16 protein-coding genes are annotated in these 19,491 nt (G+C 71.7%); 10 read left to right on the forward strand and 6 right to left on the reverse strand.

Going from position 1 to position 19,491, the window contains the following annotated elements:
• Positions 1–3 precede the first annotated feature (3 nt).
• The 4 genes from LXM90_RS08990 to LXM90_RS09005 are packed head-to-tail and all read left to right on the forward strand — an operon-like array spanning position 4 to position 5,304.
• Positions 4–879 carry a branched-chain amino acid ABC transporter permease gene (locus LXM90_RS08990; protein ID WP_020091907.1) on the forward strand — a complete coding sequence of 292 codons (876 nt, stop codon included), beginning with the start codon at positions 4–6 and terminating at the stop codon, positions 877–879.
• Positions 880–893: 14 nt separating this feature from the next.
• Entirely contained in the window at positions 894–3,452 is a 2,559-nt protein-coding gene (locus tag LXM90_RS08995) for a branched-chain amino acid ABC transporter ATP-binding protein/permease (protein WP_020091908.1), read from the forward strand.
• Positions 3,449–4,372: a 3-hydroxyacyl-CoA dehydrogenase gene (locus tag LXM90_RS09000; protein WP_020091909.1), complete on the forward strand. Its 924-nt coding sequence runs from the start codon at positions 3,449–3,451 to the stop codon at positions 4,370–4,372. The genes LXM90_RS08995 and LXM90_RS09000 overlap by 4 nt, the downstream gene beginning before the upstream one ends.
• A 2-nt stretch (positions 4,373–4,374) precedes the next feature.
• A complete protein-coding gene (locus LXM90_RS09005; protein WP_020091910.1) occupies positions 4,375–5,304 on the forward strand; it encodes a 3-keto-5-aminohexanoate cleavage protein in 930 nt (309 codons plus the stop codon).
• 176 nt (positions 5,305–5,480) lie between these two features.
• On the opposite strand, the gene LXM90_RS09010 is transcribed toward LXM90_RS09005, so the two are convergent.
• Genes LXM90_RS09010 through LXM90_RS09020 form a run of 3 tightly spaced genes read right to left on the reverse strand, consistent with a single transcriptional unit; the run spans position 5,481 to position 8,371 of the window.
• A complete protein-coding gene (locus tag LXM90_RS09010; protein ID WP_020091911.1) occupies positions 5,481–5,762 on the reverse strand; it encodes a DUF167 domain-containing protein in 282 nt (93 codons plus the stop codon).
• Between the two features lie 10 nt (positions 5,763–5,772).
• Positions 5,773–7,140 (reverse strand): FAD-binding oxidoreductase, encoded by a 1,368-nt coding sequence (locus LXM90_RS09015; RefSeq protein WP_234082416.1) that lies wholly within the window; start codon positions 7,138–7,140, stop codon positions 5,773–5,775.
• A gap of 37 nt (positions 7,141–7,177) precedes the next feature.
• Positions 7,178–8,371, reverse strand: a complete 1,194-nt coding sequence (locus tag LXM90_RS09020; protein WP_020091913.1) for a fumarylacetoacetate hydrolase family protein — start codon at positions 8,369–8,371, stop codon at positions 7,178–7,180.
• A gap of 276 nt (positions 8,372–8,647) precedes the next feature.
• Between LXM90_RS09020 and LXM90_RS09025 the strand changes: the two genes are divergently transcribed.
• The 6 genes from LXM90_RS09025 to LXM90_RS09050 all read left to right on the forward strand — a co-directional run bounded on the left by LXM90_RS09025 (position 8,648) and on the right by LXM90_RS09050 (position 15,862).
• Positions 8,648–9,709: an ABC transporter ATP-binding protein gene (locus LXM90_RS09025; RefSeq protein ID WP_020091914.1), complete on the forward strand. Its 1,062-nt coding sequence runs from the start codon at positions 8,648–8,650 to the stop codon at positions 9,707–9,709.
• A 73-nt stretch (positions 9,710–9,782) separates the two neighbouring features.
• Positions 9,783–11,093 carry an ABC transporter substrate-binding protein gene (locus tag LXM90_RS09030; RefSeq protein ID WP_020091915.1) on the forward strand — a complete coding sequence of 437 codons (1,311 nt, stop codon included), beginning with the start codon at positions 9,783–9,785 and terminating at the stop codon, positions 11,091–11,093.
• A 23-nt stretch (positions 11,094–11,116) separates the two neighbouring features.
• Complete coding sequence (locus LXM90_RS09035) at positions 11,117–12,073, forward strand: carbohydrate ABC transporter permease (RefSeq protein ID WP_020091916.1); 957 nt, start codon at positions 11,117–11,119, stop codon at positions 12,071–12,073.
• An 89-nt stretch (positions 12,074–12,162) separates the two neighbouring features.
• Positions 12,163–13,008: a carbohydrate ABC transporter permease gene (locus tag LXM90_RS09040; protein WP_234082978.1), complete on the forward strand. Its 846-nt coding sequence runs from the start codon at positions 12,163–12,165 to the stop codon at positions 13,006–13,008.
• Positions 13,009–13,207: 199 nt separating this feature from the next.
• The gene (locus LXM90_RS09045) at positions 13,208–14,836 is read left to right on the forward strand and encodes a dihydroxyacetone kinase subunit DhaK (RefSeq protein ID WP_020091918.1); all 1,629 of its coding nucleotides are present in this window, start codon (positions 13,208–13,210) and stop codon (positions 14,834–14,836) included.
• Positions 14,837–14,905: 69 nt separating this feature from the next.
• Complete coding sequence (locus tag LXM90_RS09050) at positions 14,906–15,862, forward strand: D-2-hydroxyacid dehydrogenase family protein (RefSeq protein ID WP_020091919.1); 957 nt, start codon at positions 14,906–14,908, stop codon at positions 15,860–15,862.
• 26 nt (positions 15,863–15,888) lie between these two features.
• Here the strand turns inward: LXM90_RS09050 and LXM90_RS09055 are convergent, their stop codons facing one another.
• Genes LXM90_RS09055 through LXM90_RS09065 form a run of 3 tightly spaced genes read right to left on the reverse strand, consistent with a single transcriptional unit; the run spans position 15,889 to position 19,489 of the window.
• Positions 15,889–16,986 carry an ABC transporter permease gene (locus tag LXM90_RS09055; RefSeq protein ID WP_234082418.1) on the reverse strand — a complete coding sequence of 366 codons (1,098 nt, stop codon included), beginning with the start codon at positions 16,984–16,986 and terminating at the stop codon, positions 15,889–15,891.
• Positions 16,983–17,906, reverse strand: coding sequence for an ABC transporter permease (locus LXM90_RS09060; protein ID WP_020091921.1), 924 nt, complete (start codon positions 17,904–17,906; stop codon positions 16,983–16,985). Before LXM90_RS09060 ends, LXM90_RS09055 begins: the two co-directional genes overlap by 4 nt.
• Positions 17,903–19,489, reverse strand: coding sequence for a peptide ABC transporter substrate-binding protein (locus LXM90_RS09065; RefSeq protein WP_234082420.1), 1,587 nt, complete (start codon positions 19,487–19,489; stop codon positions 17,903–17,905). The genes LXM90_RS09060 and LXM90_RS09065 overlap by 4 nt, the downstream gene beginning before the upstream one ends.
• Positions 19,490–19,491 lie beyond the last annotated feature (2 nt).

Raw genomic sequence — 19,491 nt, forward strand, 5'->3', positions numbered from 1 at the left:
TCCATGCAGCTCGTCTTCATCCTGGAGCAGGTGCTCAACGGCCTGCTGATTGGCGTCCAATACCTGCTGATCGCGCTGGGCCTGTCGCTGATCTTCAGCCTCGGCGGGATCGTGAACCTTGCCCACGGCGCCTTCTACGCGATCGGCGCCTACATGACCGTGCTGCTGACGCCGACCATCGGCTTCGGCGGCGCCCTCATCGCCTCGCCGCTCGCGGTGGCGGTGCTCGGCCTCCTGATCGAGCGGTTCCTGCTCCGGCGCTTCTACCGCGGCGACCCGACGCTCGGCCTGCTCCTCACCTTCGGGCTCGCGATGGTGGCGGAGCAGGCGCTGCGCATGGCCTTCGGGGCGGCGCCGGTGCCGTTCGGGATCCCGAGCTGGCTGCGCGGACAGATCTTCATCGGCGACCTGATCTACTCGCGCTACCGGCTCTCGATCCTCGTCGTGGCCCTCGCCTGCGTCACCGGCCTGTGGCTGCTCCTGACCCGCACCAGCTTCGGGCGGGTGGTCCGGGCCGGCGTGCAGAACCCCGACATGGTCGCGGCGCTCGGCATCTCGCTCCGGCCCTACATGACCGCCGTGGTGACGATCGCGGTCGGGCTCGCGGCGCTCGCCGGGACCATGATGGCGCCGGTCACGGGCGTGCAGCCCGCCATGGGCGCCGAGATCCTGACCTTCGCCTTCGTGGTCGTGGTGATCGGCGGTCTCGGCTCCTTCTGGGGCGTGGTGCTCGCCGCGCTGATCGTCGGCGTGGTCCGGGGCCTCACCGCCTACGCCTACCCGCCGGCCACCGAGGCCGCCGTCTACGCCCTCATGGTGCTCGTCCTGCTGCTGCGCCCGCGCGGCCTGTTCGGCGAGCACATCGCCCGGTTCGAGTGAGCGGAGAGCGTCCCATGTCCGGAACCGCCGAGCCGCTGCCGCTCGCCCTGCCGCAGCGCGGCCTGATCCTGCGCGAGAGCCGCCAGCTCTGGGCGGCGCTCGCCGCCCTGATCGTCCTGCCCTTCGCCCTCGACGCGATCGGCCTGACGCTGATCACCGCCACCGACGTGGTGATCTTCGCCCTGGCGGTGCTCGGCCTCAACATCCTGGTCGGCTGGACCGGGCTCACGTCGTTCGGCCACGGGGCGTGGTTCGGGATCGGCGCCTACGCGGTGGCGATCCTCCAGATGCGCCTCTTCCCCGGCGACATGGCCCTGCCGCTCCTCGGCGCCCTGGCGATCACCGGGCTCGCGGCCCTCGCCGCCGGCGGCCTGATCCTCCGGCGGCGGGGCGTCTACTTCTCGCTCCTGACCCTCGCGTTCACGGCGATGCTCTACGCCATCGCGTTCCGCTGGACCGACCTCACCGGTGGCGAGAACGGCATCGGAAACCTGCACCGCTGGGCGGCGCTGCAGGAGCCCGGCGCCTACTACGCCGCGGTGTCCGGTATCGCCTTCGCGGTCCTGATCGCCCTGTGGCGCTTCCGGCGCTCGCCCATGGGCACCGTCCTGGTGGCGATCCGCGAGAACGAGCAGCGCGCGGGATTCCTCGGCTACGCCACCAACCGCTACAAGCTCGCGGCCTTCGTGATCTCGGCGACGATCACCGGGCTGGCGGGGGCGCTCGCGGCCTACAGCCACCGCTTCACCTCGGCCGACCCGATCTCCATCGCCTTCTCGGGAGAGCTGCTCGCCATGGTGGTGATCGGCGGGATGCGCTCGTTCCTCGGGCCGGCGCTCGGGGCGCTGTTCTACATCCTCTTCCGCGAGTTCCTGTCGATCTACACCGCCGATTGGCTGCTGTATTTCGGCCTGCTGTTCGTCGCCTTCATCGTGTTCTCGCCGGACGGCCTCGTCGGCATCGCGGCGCGGCTGCTCAAGCCGTTCCGGCGCGTCCCGACCGAGGGCGCGGCCATGTCGGCCCGCCGCGCCGGCGCCTCGGGCCGCGTCCCGGCCCGCTTCATCGCGGAGGGGCGCGGCGACGGCCCGGTGCTGGTCGCCGACGAGATCCGGAAGAGCTTCGGGCCCGTGAAGGCGGTGCGCGGCGTGTCCTTCGCGGTGGCCGACCGGACGCTCCACGCCCTGATCGGACCGAACGGCGCCGGCAAGACCACCGCCTTCAACCTGCTGTCCGGGATGTTCCGCCCGAGCGGCGGCAGCATCCGACTCGACGGAAGCGAGATTGCCGGCTTGGAGCCGCACGCCATCACCCGCGCCGGGATCGGCCGCTCGTTCCAGATCACCAACCTGTTCCCGGGCCTCTCCGTGGAGGAGAACGTTCGCCTCGCGGTGCAGGCCCGGCACGCCGCGCATTTCAGTCCCTGGCGGGACGCGCTGGCCGTCCGCGAGATCGCCGACGACACCGCCGAGCTGCTGCGCTGGACCGGCCTGTCCGGCATCGAGCGGGCCGAGGCCGGCAGCCTGTCCTACGGCGGCCAGCGGCTGCTCGACATGGGGCTGGCCCTGGCCACGCGGCCGCGCGTGCTGCTGCTCGACGAGCCCCTCGCCGGGCTCGCGGCGGCCGAGCGCGAGCGGGTCGGCGACCTGATCAAGGCGCTCTCGGCCGACATCCCGGTGCTCCTCGTCGAGCACGACATCGACCGCGTCTTCCGCCTCGCCGACCGCGTCACCGTGATGGCCGACGGCGCCGTGCTGGTCGACGGCTCGGTCGCGGACGCCCGGGACGACGATCGGGTGCAGGCGGTCTATCTCGGCTCGGGCACGGCGGCGATCGCCGCGAAGCCGCGCGCCAGCGCCGCCGAGGCCGAGACGCTGCTCGCCATGGAGGGCGTCGACACCTTCTACGGCAAATCGCACATCCTGAACGGGGTGAACCTGGCGGTGCGCCGGGGCGAGGTCGTGGCGCTCCTCGGACGCAACGGGGCCGGCAAGTCGACACTGCTCAAGACCCTGATCGGCACCGCGCCGCCGGCCGCCGGCCGGATCGTCCTCGCCGGCAAGGACATCGCCGGCCTGTCGCCCGACCGGATCGCCCGGCTCGGGATCGGCTACGTCCCGCAGGGGCGGGCGCTGTTCGCCGGCATGACCGTCGCGGAGAATCTGGGCCTCGGCCGGCTGCGGCGGCTCACCGGCGCCGGCATCCACTGGGACGAGGAGAAGGTCCTCGAGTTCTTCCCTCGCCTGAAGGAGCGCTGGACCGTCGACGCGGCCCGCCTGTCCGGCGGCGAGCAGCAGATGGTGGCGGTGGCCCGCGCCCTCTCGGGGGACACGCGGCTCCTCCTCCTCGACGAGCCCTTCGAGGGCCTGTCGCCGGCCGTGACGGAAGAGCTGTTCGAGGCCTTCGACCGGCTCCGCCGGGAGATCGCGATCATCCTGGTGGACCACCACCTCGACCTCGCCCTGGCGCTGTCCGACCGCACCGTCGCCCTGGAGCGCGGCAGCGTGCAGTGGACGGGCGAGTCGCGTCTCCTGCGCGAGGATCAGGAGTTGAGGCGGAAGGTGCTGTGGCTATGACCGAGAGCGTCGCGATCGTCGGCGCCGGCCTGATCGGCCGGGCCTGGGCGATGATCTTCGCCCGTGCCGGCTGGGACGTGCGCCTGTTCGATCCCGCGGCGGGCGTCGCCGAGGCCGCGATCCCGCTCTGCGCCGAGGGGCTGCGGACCCTGGCGGCGAATGACCTCTGCGCGGATCCCGCGGGTGCCGCGGCGCGCATCCGCGCGGCCGGCACGCTCGCGGCCGCCCTCGACGGCGTCGCCTTCGTGCAGGAGAACGGACCGGAGCGGCTGGAGGTGAAGCGGAGCCTCTTCGCGGACCTCGACGCCGCGACGCCGCGGGAGGCCGTCATCGCCTCGTCCTCCTCGGCGATCCGCTGCTCCCTGTTCACCGAGGATCTGCCCGGTCGGGCCCGGTGCCTCGTCGGCCATCCGGTGAACCCGCCGCACCTGATCCCGCTGGTGGAGATCTCCGGCGCGCCGTGGACGGCGCCCGAGGCACTGGCGCGGGCCCGTCAGGTTTACGAGCAGATCGGGCAGGTCCCGATCACCGTGTTGAAGGAGATCGAGGGCTTCATCCTGAACCGGCTCCAGGGCGCCTTGTTGGCGGAGGCGTTCCGCCTCGCCTCGGAGGGCTACGTCACCCCGCAGGACCTCGACAAGACCGTCGCGGACGGCCTCGGCCTGCGCTGGAGCTTCATGGGTCCGTTCGAGACGATCGAGCTCAACGCGCCCGGCGGCATCGCCGATTACTGCGCGCGCTACACCGGTTTCTACAAGAGCCTCGCCGCCGACCCGGCGCCACCCTCGGTCTACGAGGCGCCGGCCACCGAGGCGATCCTGGCCAAGTGGCAACCGCCGACCGATCTGCCCGCACGCATGAACCGCCGCGACGCGCGGCTGGCGGCGCTCCGCGCCCACAAGGCTTCACGGAAGGACTGAGCATGGCCTCACAGCGGAAAGTCATCATCACCTGCGCGGTGACGGGCGCGATCCACACGCCCAGCATGTCGCCGCACCTGCCCGTGACGCCCGAGGAGATCGCCGACGCGGCCATCGGTGCCGCCGAGGCCGGCGCCGCCATCGTCCACCTGCACGCCCGCAACCCGGAGAACGGCCAGCCCGACCAGACACCCGAGGCCTTCGCCAAGTTCCTGCCGGTGATCAAGCAGCGCACGAACTGCGTGGTGAACATCACCACCGGCGGCGCGCCGACCATGTCGATCGAGGAGCGTGTGCGCCCGGCCGCGACCTTCCAGCCGGAGGTCGCCTCGCTGAACCTCGGCTCGATGAATTTCGGCCTGTTCGGCATGCTCGACCGATTCAAGGACCTGAAGCACCAGTGGGAGCGGGACTATCTCGGCAACAAGGACATCATCTTCCGCAACACGTTCGGCCAGATCGAGCACATCCTGACGACCTGCGGCCCGAACGGGACGAAGTTCGAGTTCGAGTGCTACGACACCGCGCATCTCTACAACCTGAAATACTTCTTCGACCGCGGGCTGGTGCAGGCGCCGCTGTTCATCCAGACGGTCTTCGGCCTGCAGGGCGGGATCGGCGCGCATCCGGACGACGTGATGCACATGAAGCGCACCGCCGACCGTCTATTCGGCGATCAGTACCGCTGGTCGGTGCTGGGCGCGGGCCGCAACCAGATGAACATCGCCGCCATGGCGGCCGCGATGGGCGGCAACGTCCGCGTCGGCCTCGAGGACAGCCTCTGGGACGGTCCGGGCAAGCTCGCCGAGACCAACGCCGCGCAGGTCCGGCGGGTGCGCGCGATCATCGAGGGGCTGGGCCTCGCGGTCGCCTCGCCCGACGAGGCGCGCGAGATGCTGGCGCTGAAGGGCGGCGACAAGGTCGCGTTCTGATCGATCAGTCGATGGACGATGCGTCGCGGAAGGTGGGACGCATCGTCCGAGAGCGGCTGACGTTCAGGCTCTTCCGTCCTTGCGAGCGCAGCGAAGCAATCCAGGCGCGCCTCAGGCCTCCGATCGCGCGCAACACTGGATTGCTTCGCTGCGCTCGCAAAGACGTAGGCGAGCGCTCACGGCGAACCGAACACGCGATCCAGATCCGCCTGCGCGACGCCGTCGATCTCCAGGATCTTCAGCCGGCTCTGCTCGCCGGTCACGATGCGGACCGAGCCGCGGCTGACCTTCAGCGCCTTGGCGATCAGCGCGACGAGCGCCTCATTGGCCGCGCCCTCGACCGGCGGGGCGGCGACGCGGACCTTCAGGTAGGGCTGCCCCTTCTCGTCCCGGGCCCAGCCCTCAGCGGCGTCGCGCCCCCCGCGCGGCGTCAGGCGCACCGCCAGACGGATCGCCACGGCGGAGCCCTCAGAAGATCTTGCCCGGGTTCAGCCGGTTGTCCGGATCGAGCGCCCGCTTCACGAGCCGCATGACGGCGATCTCCTCGGGCGAGCGTGACAGCTTCAGCTTGGCCCGCTTCTCGAGCCCGATCCCGTGCTCCGCCGAGACGGAGCCGTTCAGCTCCGCCAGCGGCTCGTAGATCGCCGCATCGATCGCCGCGTTGCCGGCGGCGTCGAGGCGGGTGGTGTTCCAGTGGAGGTTGTTGTCGCCGATATGCCCGTAGACGACCGCCCGGCAGCCCGGGATCGCCGCGAGCCGGTCGAGCGCGCCGCGGACGTAGCCGTCCATCCGCGCGAGCGGCACGCTCACGTCGAAGGCCCGGTCGATCCCGTCGGCGTTCAGGTGCTCGACGCGGTCGCGGATCCGCCACATGCCACGGCGCTGCTCCTCCGAGGCGGCGACCACGGCGTCGAGGATCGTGCCGTCTCCCATCAGCCCTTCCAGCAGGCCGAGGAACCGGTCCGATTCCTCGGGGACGCACTCGACCTCGATGATCGCGTAGAACGGGTAGTCCGGTCCCAGCGGCGGGGTCGCGCGCCCGGGTGCCGTCATCAGCCGGTAGAAGTCCGGCCACAGGCCTTCGAACGAGGAGACACGCCCCTGGAAGGCGCTCTGCGCCGCCCGCAGCACCCGCGCGCCGTCGTCGACCCCGGGGCACGCGATCAGCGCCGTCGCGTAGCCGGCGGGCTCCGGCCGCAGGCGGATGACCGCCCGCGTGACGATGCCCATCGTGCCCTCGGTGCCGAGGAAGAGCTGCTTGAGGTCGAGCCCGGTATTGTTCTTGATGAGCGGCCGCATCGACGACACGACCGTGCCGTCGGCGAGCACCGCCTCCAGGCCGAGCACCATCTCGCGCATCATGCCGTAGCGCAGCACCCGCAGGCCGCCCGCGTTGGTGGAGATCGCGCCGCCGATCGTCGCCGAGCCGCGGGCCCCGAGATCGAGGGGGAAGAACAGGCCCGCCGCGGACGCGGCGTCCTGCACGCTCTCGAGGGTCGCGCCGGTGCCGACCACCACCGTCATGCCGAGCGGGTCCACCGGCTCGATGCCGGTCATGCGCTCGGTCGACAGGGTGATCTCGTCGGGCTGGCAGAGCGTGCCGTCGACGAGGCCGGTGGCGCCGCCCCGCGGGACCACCGCGACGCCCGCCGCGTGGCAGGCGGCCATGACGGCGCCGGTCTCCTCCGTGCTGCGCGGGCGGACCAGCGCCAGCGCGGCGCAGGGCTCGGTCGGGCGCGTCCAATTAGCCGAGCGTCCCCGCAGCTCCGCGCCGGTGACGAGACCGGACGGTCCGACGATCGCGGCGAGGCGGTCGAGGAAGGCGGTGTCGGTCATCGGCATCATCTCGGGGCTCGGTCCGGTGGCCGCTCTGTCACAGAATCCCGCGCGCGGCGAGGTTCCGCATGAGCGCGCGGGCGCCGAAGGTCCAGGGCTCGCAGGCGTCGCAGCGGCGCATGCGGTTGACGAGGCTGCCGAGTTCCGGGCTCGCCACCACGACGCGGTCGCCGTCGGCGTGGGTGAAGCCGAGGCCCGGCCCGTGCCGGTCCTGGATCGGCGCGAACATGGTGCCGAGAAGGAGGAGGGCGCCGTCGGGGTAGTCGTGCGTCCGCCCCATCAGCGCCTCCGCCAGCTCCTCCGGGTCGCGGCTGATCTCGGAGAGCGGCGAGGTGCCCTCCAGCCGGAAGCCGTCCGTGCCGGTCACCTCGAGGGTCACGGTCGTGCGGCGCACGTCGTCGAGGCCGAATGTCCCGTCGAACAGGCGCAGGAACGGCCCCACGGCGCAGGAGGCGTTGTTGTCCTTGGCCTTCCCGAGGAGCAGCGCCGACCGGCCCTCGAAGTCGCGCAGGTTCACGTCGTTGGCGAGCGTCGCCCCGATGATCCGCTGGTCGGAGGCGACCGCGAGCGCCACCTCGGGCTCGGGGTTGTTCCAGTGCGAGTCCGGGTGCAGGCCCGCATCCGCGCCGCAGCCGACGGCCGAGAGCGGCTGCGCCTTGGTGAAGATCTCGGCGTCCGGGCCGATGCCCACCTCCAGATACTGGCTCCAGGCGCCCTGCGCGACCAGCACCTCCTTGAGGGCCATGGCCTCGGGCGAGCCGGGCTTCAACCGGCGCAGGTCGTGCCCGACCAGGCGCTCGACCTCGGCGCGGATCGCCGCCGCGGCGGCGAGATCGCCGCGTGCGCGCTCCTCGATCACCCGCTCCAGCATCGAGGTGGCGAAGGTCACGCCCGCCGCCTTCAGGGCCTGGAGGTCGACCGGGGCCAGGAGCCAGGGCTTGGTGGCGTCGCGCGCGTCCGGCGGCGTGTTGGCCAGCACCGCGTCGAGGCTGCCGAGGTCCTCGCCCTGGGCGCCGCGCAGGGCGGCGGCGGGGTCTCGGGCCTCGCACAGGTCGCTGACGGTGGGGAAGGCGGCGGTAACGTCGACGATTCGGGCCGCACCGTCCGCGTCGGCGCGGATCGCCACGACGCTCGGACCGGCCACGTCCGGCCGCCACACCCGGCCCACGAGGGCGCCCCGGCATCCGTCGGCGGGCAGGATCTCCCGCGCGGTCAGGCCCGATAACGACATGTGCTCATGCCCCTGAATGTGTGACCCCGAGATGTCCGCGCGCGACGGGCCCGGTTCCGGGACCGCGGCCGGCGCGCGATCCCATAGCATTCCGCGCCGCCCGTCATCCCGCCGGAAGTTTCACCGGGCCGCGCTCGTCACGGGCGCCGGGGGGCTCGCCTGACAGATCCAAGATTATCTGCAGCTTTGCCAGGAGGCCGGCTTGCTTTCCCGCGAACCCTCATTTGTACTACTGCCCTAGAGCCGCCGACAGAGCGGCCTTGATCGGGAGGAAGCATGGCCTCGGTGGGAATCCGCGAGGTTCGCAAGGCTTTCGGATCGACGAATGTCCTGCACGGCGTGTCGGTGGATATCCGGGACGGTGAATTCGTGATCCTGGTCGGCCCGTCGGGCTGCGGGAAATCAACGCTCCTGCGGATGATCGCCGGGCTCGAGAACATCTCCGGCGGCGAGATCCGCATCGGCGAGCGCGTGGTGAACGATGTGCCGCCCAAGGAGCGGGACATCGCCATGGTGTTCCAGAACTACGCCCTCTATCCGCATCTCACCGTCCGCGAGAACATGGCGTTCTCGATGCGGATCCGGAAGGCGCCGGCCTCCGAGATCGATCTCCGGGTCAACAAGGCCGCCCAGATCCTCGGGCTGGCTCCCCTGCTGGACCGCTACCCGCGCCAGCTCTCGGGCGGCCAGCGCCAGCGCGTCGCCATGGGCCGGGCGATCGTGCGCGACCCGCAGGTCTTCCTGTTCGACGAGCCGCTGTCCAACCTCGACGCCAAGCTCCGCGTGGCGATGCGCACCGAGATCAAGGAGCTGCACCAGCGCCTGAAGACGACGACGATCTACGTCACCCACGACCAGATCGAGGCCATGACCATGGCCGACCGGATCGTGGTGATGCACGACGGGGTCGTGGAGCAGATCGGGCCGCCCCTCGAGCTCTACGACCGGCCCGACAACCTGTTCGTCGCCGGCTTCATCGGCTCGCCGGCCATGAATTTCATGCCCGGCAAGGTCCGGGCGAACGGGCGTCTGACCTTCACCACCGAGACCGGCCTGTCGATCCCGCTCGCCGACGCGCCCTCTGGGGTCGACGGTCGGCCGCTCATCCTGGGCGTCCGCCCCGAGCATTTCGACCTCGCGCCCGAGGGGATCGCCGCGGAGGTCGTCGTCGTGGAGCCGACCGGCTCCGAGACCATGCTGGCGGTGCGGGCCGGGGGCCAGGACCTCACCTGCGTGCTGCGCGAGCGCGTGCGCGAGCGGCCGGGCGAGACGATCTCCCTGCGGCCGAACCGCGTGCACTTCTTCGACGCCGAGACCGGCCGTCGCCTGCCGAACTGACCCGCGTCGGATCCGACGCGGATTCGAGGCGCGCGGCGCCTCCAGGATCACGATCACCGAGGGAGAAGAAACGATGTCCGTTCTCGATCGCCGGTCCCTCCTCGCGGGCGCCGCAGCGACAGGCCTCGCCGCCGGCGGCGACCTCCTCGGCTTCGCCAAGGCCTGGGCGCAGAACGCGGAGTGGAAGCCCGAGCCGGGGGCGAGCCTGTCGCTCCTGCGCTGGAAGCGCTTCGTGCCGGCCGAGGACGAGGCCTTCATGAAGCTCGTCGACGCCTTCACCAAGGCGACGGGCGTCAAGGTCACGGTGACCAACGAGTCGTTCGACGACATCCAGCCCAAGGCGTCCGTCGCCGCCAACACGGGCCAAGGGCCCGACATGGTCTGGGGTTTGTTCTCGTTCCCGGCGCTCTTCCCCGACAAGTGCCTGCCGCTCGAGGACGTGGCGGAATCCCTCGGCAAGAAGTACGGCCCCTGGTTCCCGTCGGCCGAGGCCTACGGCAAGGTCAAGGGCAAGTGGATCGCGATCCCCGTGGCGTTCAACGGCGGCTATCCGAACTACCGCATCTCGGCGATGAAGAAGGCCGGGTTCGACAAGTTCCCCACCGACACGGCGGGCTTCCTCGAACTCTGCCGCGGCTTGAAGAAGAACAACACGCCCGCCGGCTTCGCCCTCGGCCATGCGACCGGCGACGGCAACACGTGGTGCCACTGGGCGCTCTGGTCGCACGGCGGCAACCTCGTCGACGCCAACGAGAAGATCGTCATCAACTCGCCCGAGACCGCCAAGGCGCTCGAATACGTCAAGTCCCTGTACGAGACCTTCGTGCCCGGCACGGTGTCGTGGAACGACTCGTCGAACAACAAGGCGTTCCTGGCCGGCGACCTGTACCTGACCAACAACGGCATCTCGATCTACGCGGCGGCCAAGAAGGACAACCCGAAGCTCGCCGAGGACATGGACCACGCGGTCTGGCCGATCGGCCCGGTCGGCAAGCCCACCGAGTTCCAGCTCGCCTTCCCGATCCTGGCCTTCAAGTACTCCAAGGCGCCGAACGCCTGTAAGGCCTTCATCGCCTTCATGATGGAGGCGGCGAACTACAATCCCTGGCTGGAGGCGGCCCAGGGCTACCTCTGCGAGCCGCTGTCGAACTATCCGAAGAACCCGATCTGGACGAGCGACCCGAAGAACGCGGTCTTCGCCGAGGCGGGACGGCGCTCCCTGGCGGCGGGCGGCCTCGCGCCGGTGAGCGAGCGGATCGCCGCGGTGCTGGCCGACTTCGTGATCGTCGACATGTTCGCCAGTCACTGCACCGGCCGCGAGGACGTGAAGGGCGCCATCAAGAACGCCGAGCGCGCCGCCACCCGCATCTTCCGGAACACCTGACCGCACCCGCCGGAGGCGAGACGATGGCGCACACGGCCCTGACGCAGCCCGCCCCGGCCGCAATCCCCACCCGCTCGGCCTGGCAGCGCGTCCGCGCCAGCCGGGGCTGGGCGGGGTTCTGGTTCATGCTGCCGACGGCGCTGATCCTCGGCCTGTTCCTGGCCTACCCGCTCCTGAAGGGCATCTGGCTGTCCTTCACCAACGCGCGGATCGGCCGAGACGGGGTCTTCGTCGGCCTGGAGAACTACGAGTGGCTCTGGGACGACGACGTCTTCTGGCTCTCGGTGTTCAACACCTGCCTCTACACGGCGGTGGCGTCCGTGGTGAAGTTCGGGGTCGGGCTCTACCTCGCGTTGCTGCTCAACAAGAACATGCCGTTCAAGTCGATCATCCGGTCGATCGTGCTGATCCCGTTCGTTGTGCCGACCGTGCTGTCGGCCATCGCGTTCTGGTGGATCTTCGACAGCCAGTTCTCGATCATCTCCTGGTCGCTGCGCCATCTCGGGGTGATCGACGGCAACATCGACTTCCTCGGCGATCCCGCCATGGCGCGGGCCTGCGTGATCTTCGCCAACATCTGGCGGGGCGTGCCGTTCATCGCCATCACGCTGCTCGCCGGTCTCCAGACGGTCTCGCCCTCGCTCTACGAGGCCGCGACGCTGGACGGCGCCTCCAACTGGCAGATTTTCTCGCGGATCACCCTGCCGCTGCTGACCCCGATCATCGCGGTCGTGATGACCTTCTCGGTGCTGTTCACCTTCACCGATTTCCAGCTGATCTGGGCCATGACGCGCGGCGGCCCGGTGAACGCCACCCACCTGATGGCGACCCTGTCGTACCAGCGCGGCATCCTCTCGGGGACGCTCGGCGAGGGCGCAGCCATCGCCACCGCCATGGTGCCGTTCCTGCTCGCGGCCATCGGCATCTCGTGGTTCGGCCTGCAGCGCAGGGCCTGGCAATCCGGGGGGAACGACCGATGAGCGCGCCCGCACCGCCGGCCCACGCCGATCCGCATCTCAACTCCGTGCTGGAGGCGCGGCCCGCCGGGCTCACGGACAATTCGGAGGGCATGGCCTATCTCGAGCGCCTGCCCCGGCGGCTCGTGACGACCTACCTGCCGCTCCTCCTCATCCTCGCCGTGCTGCTGTTCCCGTTCTACTGGATGGCGCTGACGGCCATCAAACCGGACGAACAGCTGATCGACATGGAGCGGTTCAACCCGTTCTGGGTCGTGGATCCGACGCTCAAGCACATCAACAAGCTCCTCTTCGAGACGCAGTATCCGCGCTGGCTCTGGAACACGATGTACGTGTCGGTGGCGGCGACCGTGCTGTCGCTGTTCGCGAGCGTGCTCGCCGCCTACGCCTGCGTCCGCGTGCGCTACCGGGGCGCCGGCTGGGTCGGGGCGGCGATCTTCCTCGCCTACCTCGTGCCGCCCTCGATCCTGTTCATCCCGCTCGCCACGATCATCCAGGCCTACGGCCTGTTCGACTCGCCGATCGCCCTGATCCTCGCCTACCCGACGATCTTGATCCCGTTCTCGACGTGGCTCCTGATGGGCTACTTCAAGACCATTCCCTACGAGCTGGAGGAATGCGCGCTGATGGACGGCGCCAGCCGGTGGCAGATCCTCACCAAGATCATCCTGCCGCTCGCCTTCCCGGGGCTGATCTCGGCGGGGATCTTCTCGCTGACCCTGTGCTGGAACGAGTTCATCTACGCGCTAACCTTCCTGTCCTCGACGCAGAACAAGACGGTGCCCATCGCCGTGGTGAGCGAGTTCGTGGATGGCGACGTCTACAAGTGGGGGTCGCTGATGGCCGGCGCGCTGCTCGGCTCGCTGCCGCTGGTGATCCTCTACTCGTTCTTCGTCGAGTACTACGTCTCCGCGCTCACCGGCGCCGTGAAGGAATAGGGGACGGGCAGGACCGTCGTCGTCGCGCGCGCAGCGAAGCGCGCCGGGGCGGCGGGACCTCGGTCGGCGTGGCGCGGGCCGGATCGCTGCGCTGTGCTCGCGAGGACGGAGACCGTTGCCAGCAGAGCTCGACGACGCCGAGAATGCGCGCGGATCCGCCGGCGCCGAATCGCGGACCGGCCCCATCTAAGGTCACGCCATGGCCCACTTCATCGACGCCCGCTCCACCCTGGTCAACGACGCCGTCGACGGCCTCGTCGCCGCGAGCGGCGGACGCCTGGCACGGCTCGACGGCGACCCGGGCATCCGCGTCGTCCTCCGCGCCGCTCCGGATCCCGGGAAGGTCGCGGTCATCTCCGGCGGCGGCTCCGGCCACGAGCCGGCCCATGCGGGCTTCGTGGGACCGGGCCTGCTCAGCGCCGCTGTCTGCGGCGACGTCTTCGCCTCGCCGAGCGTCGACGCGGTGCTAGCCGGGATCCTCGCGGTGACGGGGCCGGCGGGGTGCCTGCTCGTCATCAAGAACTACGCGGGTGACCGGCTGAATTTCGGGCTCGCCGCCGAGCGCGCCCGGGCGCTGGGCCACAGGGTCGAGACCGTGATCGTCGCGGACGACATCGCGCTGCCGGACGCCAAGCAGCCGCGCGGCGTCGCCGGGACGCTGTTCGTCCACAAGGTGGCGGGTCACGCCGCGGAGGCCGGGGAACCGCTCGAGACCGTGGCGTCGCTCGCCCGCCGGGCGGCCGGGGCGGCGAAGTCGCTCGGCATCGCGGTCTCCACCTGCACGATCCCCGGCTCGCCGCGCAGCGAGCGGCTGGCGGAGGGAGAGGCCGAGCTCGGCCTCGGCATCCACGGCGAGCCCGGCGCGGAGCGCATCGCGCTGCCGAAGGCCAGCGACCTCGCCGAGCTGATGGCCGATCGTCTCGCGCGGGCCGTCGAAGGTGCGGACCGGCTGGCGCTGCTCGTGAACAATCTCGGCTCCGCCTCCGCGCTCGAGATGCAGGTTCTCACCCGCGCCGTGCTCGCCACCGACCTGGGGCGGCGCGTCGGCCTGCTGCTCGGGCCCGCGCCGCTGATGACGGCGCTCGACATGCACGGTGCCTCGCTGTCGGTCCTGCCGCTCGACGACGCGCTGGAGCGCGCCCTGTCGGAGCCAGTCCCGGTCCCGGCCTGGCCCGCGGCGGTGCGGGTCGCGCCGCCGATCCTGCGGCCGGTGCCCGAGGGACTCGCGGGCGAGGCCTTCGCGCCGTCGCACGACGCCGTCACCGCCGCCCGGATCCGGGCCGTCGCCGAGGCCCTGATCGGGGCCGAGGACACCCTGAACGGCCTCGATGCCAAGGTCGGGGACGGCGACGCCGGCACGACCTTCGCGGGCGCGGCCCGCGCCGTCCTGGCCGATCTCGACCGGCTGCCGCAGGCGGAGCCCGCGGCCCTGTGCCGGGCGCTCGCCGAGCGGATCGGGCGCGCGGTCGGCGGATCGAGCGGCGTGCTCGGATCGATCTTCTTCGCCGCGACGGCCTCGGCCCTCGCCGACGGCGCCGCGTGGCCCGAGGCTCTCGGGCAGGGCGTGGCGCGCGTCCAGGGGTACGGCGGCGCCCGGGCGGGCGACCGCACCCTACTCGACGCCTTGATCCCCGCCGTCGAGGCCCTGACGGGCGGCGATCTCGCGGCCGCCGCGACGGCGGCCCGGGCCGGCGCCGAGGCCACGGCCGGCATGGATCGCGCCGGCGCGGGCCGCTCCAGCTACCTCGCGGCCGGGGATCTCGCCGGTGTCCAGGATCCCGGCGCCGCCGGCGTCGCGGCGGCGTTCGGGGCCCTAGCCGGGGCGTAGGAACTGGGCGCCGCGCGCCGTCACCCGGCATCCGTTGACGCTCCACCCGTCGAGGCCTACCCCATCCCCATGCGCACCGGCCTGATCCTCGACGATTACCAGCAGGCAGCCCTCGCGCTCGCGGACTGGGCGCGCCTCTCCGACCGCGTCGCGATCTCCGCGATCAGCCAGCACATCCCGAACCCGGACGACCTCGTGGCGCGGATCGCGCAGGCCGAGATCCTCGTGATCATGCGGGAGCGGACGCCGTTCCCGGCGGCTCTGCTGGAACGGCTGCCACGGCTGGAGCTCCTCGTCACCAGCGGCATGCGCAACCTCGCCATCGACCTCGCGGCGGCCCGCGCGCGCAACGTCGTCGTCTGCGGCACCGATTCCAGGCCGACGCCGCCGACGGAGCTGACCTGGGCGCTGATCCTCGGACTGGCGCGCCACGTGGCGCCGGAGAGCCTGACCCTGCGCGCGGGCGGCCCCTGGCAGAGCACGATCGGGACCGATCTCGCCGGCGCGACCCTCGGCGTTCTGGGCCTGGGGAAGATCGGGACGCGGGTGGCCGAGATCGGGCGCGCCTTCGGCATGCGGGTGATCGCCTGGAGCCCGAACCTCGACGATGGTCGCGCCGCCGCCGCCGGGGTGGAGCGGGCGACCTCGAAGGAAGCCCTGCTGGAGGCGAGCGACGTCGTCACGATCCACCTCGTGCTGGGCGACCGGACCCGCGGCCTCCTGGGCGCGGCCGAGCTGCGCCGCATGCGCCGCAACGCTTTTCTCGTGAACACCTCGCGCGCGCCGATCATCGATCAGGCCGCGCTGGTCCAGGCGCTGGAGGAGGGCTGGATCGCCGGCGCGGGCCTCGACGTGTTCGAGACCGAGCCGCTGCCGGCCGACAGCCCGTTCCGGCGCCTGCCGAACGTGCTGGCGCTGCCGCATCTCGGCTACGTGTCGCGCAACAACTACCGGACCTTCTTCACCCAGGCGGTGGAGGACATCGAGGCCTGGCTCGCCGGCGCCCCGATCCGGCAACTGGGCTGACGTCGCGGAGCTTGCCGGACCCGGGCTCAGTCCCGGCGCGGGTCCAGCGCGTCCGCGAGGCCGTCGCCGATCAGGTTGAGCGCCACCAGGGTCGCGATCAGGAACGCGGCCGGGGCCGCGAGCAGGTGCGGCGCCGCCTCGATGGAGCGGGCGCCCTCAGCGATCAGGACGCCCCAACTGGTCTGCGGCTCCTGAACGCCGAGCCCGAGGAACGACAGGAAGCTCTCCAGCAGGATCACCTGCGGCACCAGCAGCGTCGCGGTCACGGCCACCGGGCCGAGGGTGTTCGGCACGATGTGCCGGAGGATGATCCGGGGTGTTCCGAGGCCGAGCGCCCGCGCGGCGCGGACGAAGTCGCGCTCGCGCAGCGACAGTGTCACGGCGCGCACCACCCGGGCCATGTCGAGCCATTCCACCGCGGCGATCGCCACCAGCATGAGCAGCAGGCTCGGGCGGAAGAAGACCAGCAGCAGGATCACGAAGAACACGAAGGGGAGCGCGTAGAGCACGTCGACGGCGCGCATCATCACGGCGTCGACGGCGCCCCCGACGAAGCCCGCCGTCGCCCCGTAGGCGACGCCGATGAGCAGGGCGACGAGGCTGGCCGCGAGCCCGATCGCCAGCGAGATCCGGCCGGCGACGAGGCAGCGGGTCAGCAGGTCGCGGCCCTGGATGTCGGTGCCGAGGGGGAAGTGCAGGCGCCGGACCGGCACCGCCACGACGAGCCCGCGGCCGCCGTCCCGCTCGTCCACGACGGTCGGGGTCCCGAACAGGGCCGAGCGCGGGAGGTAAACGAGGCTACGCCGGTCGACGCCCGCGTCGGAGCCGAGGGTGAGCCGCAACGTGTCGCCGTCGCGCTCGACGGCGTCGAGCCGCGCGCGCATGCGGAAGGCCAGACGCTCGAGCGCCGGCCGGAGACGCGCGGCGTCGGGCTGCGCGGTGAGGCCGGCCGGGAGCTGGCGCAGGTCCGGATAGGCGCGCTCGGGGTCGTGGCCGGTGAGGCCCGGGCCGATCAGGCAGGCGAGGGCGATCAGGACCAGCACGGCGAGCGCCGCCACGGCGGTCCGCTCCCGCGCGAACCGGAGGACGGCGCGCCGGGCCGGCGCCGTGGAAACCGCCGTCACGCCGCCACCCGGAGGCGCGGGTCGAGCCACGCGCAGGCGAGGTCGGCGGCGAGGTTGAGCAGGATCACCAGCCCGGCGACGAGCAGGACGGTGCCCATCACCAGCGTGTAGTCGCGGTTGAGCGCGCCCTCCACGAAGTACCGGCCGATCCCCGGCAGCCCGAAGATCGTTTCGACCACCACCGAGCCGGTGAGCAGGGCCGCCGCCAGCGGTCCGAGATAGGCGACCACCGGCAGCAGCGCCCCCCGCAGGGCGTGCCGGGTGACGCGGGCCGGCGGCAGGCCGAGGCTGCGCATGGTACGGACGGGCTGCGTCCGCAGCGCCTCGGCGAGCGAGGTCCGGGTCAGCCGGGCCAGGGCACCGACCTGCGGCAGGGCCAGGGTCACCACCGGCAGGACGAGGTGGCTCGGGGCGCCGTCGTTCCAGCCGCCGAGCGGCAGCCAGCGCAGGGTCAGGCCGAAGGCGATCTGCAGCAGGGGCGCGACGACGAAGCTCGGCAGCGAGAGGGTCAGGGCGGCCCCGACGCCGAGCAGCCGGTCGACGAGCCCGCCGCGCCGGAGCGCCGCCGCGATCCCGATCCCGACGCCGAGCGCGGTGGCCAGCGCGAGGGCGAGGGCGCCCAGCGTCGCCGAGACCGGCAGGCCCCGCGCGATCAGGCCGAGGACGCTCTGGTCGCGGAACGAGAAGGACGGACCGAGGTCGCCCCGCGCCAGCGCCGCGAGGTAGCTGCCGAACTGCGCGATCAGAGGCCGGTCGAGGCCGTAGACCCGACGCAGGTTCTCCATGGCGGCGGGCGCCAGCGGCCGCTCCAGATCGAAGGGGCCGCCAGGGGCGAGCCGCATCAGGAAGAAGCTGACGGTCACCACGGCGAACAGCGTCGGCACCGCCTGGAGGAGGCGGCGCAGGATGAAGCGGATCACGCGTCGAGCCTCATGAAGCGGGTCGGCGCGGCGTTGCGCAGGTTCGGGTGGTAGCCGTGCAGCCGCGGCGCGATCAGGGCTTTGGAGCGGTAGTGCATCAGCGGGATCCAGGGCAGCTCGCGCAGGGCGATCGCCTCGGCGTCGTGGAGCAGGCCGGCCCGGCGGGTGAGGTCGCGCTCGGTGGCGGCCCGCGCCATCAGGGCGTCGTAGGCGGCGTCCGACCAGTGGCCGGCGTTCATGCCGTCATTCCCGCTCTGAAGCAGGAACAGGAAGTTCTGCGGATCGGAATAGTCGGCGATCCAGCTGTAGCGGGCGACGTCGAAGTCGCCGCCGTCGCGCAGGTAGGCGAAATGCGTCTTCGCGTCCGTGTAGACGTAGCGCGTCACGATTCCGAGGTCGCGCCACATCTCGCCGAGCGCCACCGCGATGGTGCGGTTGTTGTCGCTGATATTGAACCGGTACTCCACGGTGAGTGGCCGGTCCGGGCCGAACCCCGCCTCCGCGAGGAGCCGGCGCGCCTCCGCCTCGTGGTCGATCGGCAGGCCGAGGCGGCCCTCGGTCTCGGGGGGCGTGCGGTAATTGTCGAGGCCGGGTGGGCACAGGGAGTAGGCCGGGCTCATGGTGCCGCCGTTGAGGCCGTCGGCGAGGTACTCACGGTCGATGACGAGCGACAGCGCCCGGCGGACGCGGCGGTCCGAGAACGGCGCCTTGCGAGTGTTCACCACCAGCGCCGCGAGCCCCAGCGAGGGGCCGAGCACCACCTGCGGCCCGAACCGCCGGCGCAGGTCGGTGATCTGGTCGACGGGCAGGTCGGAGAGGGAGTCGATCTCCCCGGCGGCGTAGCGGCGCACCGCGGCGGCGATGTCGGGCGTCGGCAGGAAGGCGACGCGCCGGATCGCGAGGCTCGCGGCGTCCGGATGGTGCGGGTTGGCCTCCAGCGTGATCGCGCCGCCCGGCACGCGGTCGGCGAGCCGGTAGGGTCCGTTGGTCACGAGGTTTCCCGGCCGGGTGAAGCTGTCGCCGTAGCGCTCGACCGAGGCGCGGTGGACCGGAAGCGCGGTCTGGTGGGTCAGGAGTTCCAGGATGTAGGGCGTCGGCTGTTCCAGCGTGATCGCGAGCCGGAGCGGCGCCTCGGCGGCGACGCCGAGGGCGTCGGCCGGCCGCTCGCCGCGGTTCACGGCGGCGGCGTTGCGGATCGGGAACAGGATCTCGGCGTATTTCGCCGCCGTGGCCGGGTCGAGCATCCGGCGGAACGCGTAGACGAAGTCGTTCGCTGTGACCGGCTCGCCGTTCGACCAGCGGCCGTCGGGGCGCAGGTCGAAATGCAGGCTCACCCCGTCCTCGGAGATCGACCAGGCGCGCGCCGCGCCCGGGATGATCGTGCCCCGGTTGTCGTAGGTGAGCAGCCCGTCGCAGAGGTCGCGCAGGATGTGCGCCTCCGCGACCGTGGACGAGCGGTGCGGGTCCAGCGTCTCGGGATCGGCGTCGTTGCCGCGGCGGTAGAGCGCGTCGGCCGCGCGGGCGGGCCGCACGGCCGCGAGGGCGAACGCGCCGGCCAGCCAGTCGCGCCGGCGCGGGCGCACGG

Source organism: Methylobacterium oryzae (genome assembly GCF_021398735.1).
In the GTDB taxonomy this organism is placed as follows: domain Bacteria; phylum Pseudomonadota; class Alphaproteobacteria; order Rhizobiales; family Beijerinckiaceae; genus Methylobacterium.

What these genes read in the sequence shown, in the direction of transcription:
- LXM90_RS08990 (WP_020091907.1), top strand. Translation starts at nt 4, where the DNA reads ATGCAGCTCGTCTTCATCCTGGAGCAGGTGCTCAACGGCCTGCTGATT.
- LXM90_RS08995 (WP_020091908.1), top strand. Translation starts at nt 894, where the DNA reads ATGTCCGGAACCGCCGAGCCGCTGCCGCTCGCCCTGCCGCAGCGCGGC.
- LXM90_RS09000 (WP_020091909.1), top strand. Translation starts at nt 3,449, where the DNA reads ATGACCGAGAGCGTCGCGATCGTCGGCGCCGGCCTGATCGGCCGGGCC.
- LXM90_RS09005 (WP_020091910.1), top strand. Translation starts at nt 4,375, where the DNA reads ATGGCCTCACAGCGGAAAGTCATCATCACCTGCGCGGTGACGGGCGCG.
- LXM90_RS09015 (WP_234082416.1), bottom strand. Translation starts at nt 7,140, where the DNA reads ATGACCGACACCGCCTTCCTCGACCGCCTCGCCGCGATCGTCGGACCG.
- LXM90_RS09020 (WP_020091913.1), bottom strand. Translation starts at nt 8,371, where the DNA reads ATGTCGTTATCGGGCCTGACCGCGCGGGAGATCCTGCCCGCCGACGGA.
- LXM90_RS09025 (WP_020091914.1), top strand. Translation starts at nt 8,648, where the DNA reads ATGGCCTCGGTGGGAATCCGCGAGGTTCGCAAGGCTTTCGGATCGACG.
- LXM90_RS09030 (WP_020091915.1), top strand. Translation starts at nt 9,783, where the DNA reads ATGTCCGTTCTCGATCGCCGGTCCCTCCTCGCGGGCGCCGCAGCGACA.
- LXM90_RS09035 (WP_020091916.1), top strand. Translation starts at nt 11,117, where the DNA reads ATGGCGCACACGGCCCTGACGCAGCCCGCCCCGGCCGCAATCCCCACC.
- LXM90_RS09040 (WP_234082978.1), top strand. Translation starts at nt 12,163, where the DNA reads ATGGCCTATCTCGAGCGCCTGCCCCGGCGGCTCGTGACGACCTACCTG.
- LXM90_RS09045 (WP_020091918.1), top strand. Translation starts at nt 13,208, where the DNA reads ATGGCCCACTTCATCGACGCCCGCTCCACCCTGGTCAACGACGCCGTC.
- LXM90_RS09050 (WP_020091919.1), top strand. Translation starts at nt 14,906, where the DNA reads ATGCGCACCGGCCTGATCCTCGACGATTACCAGCAGGCAGCCCTCGCG.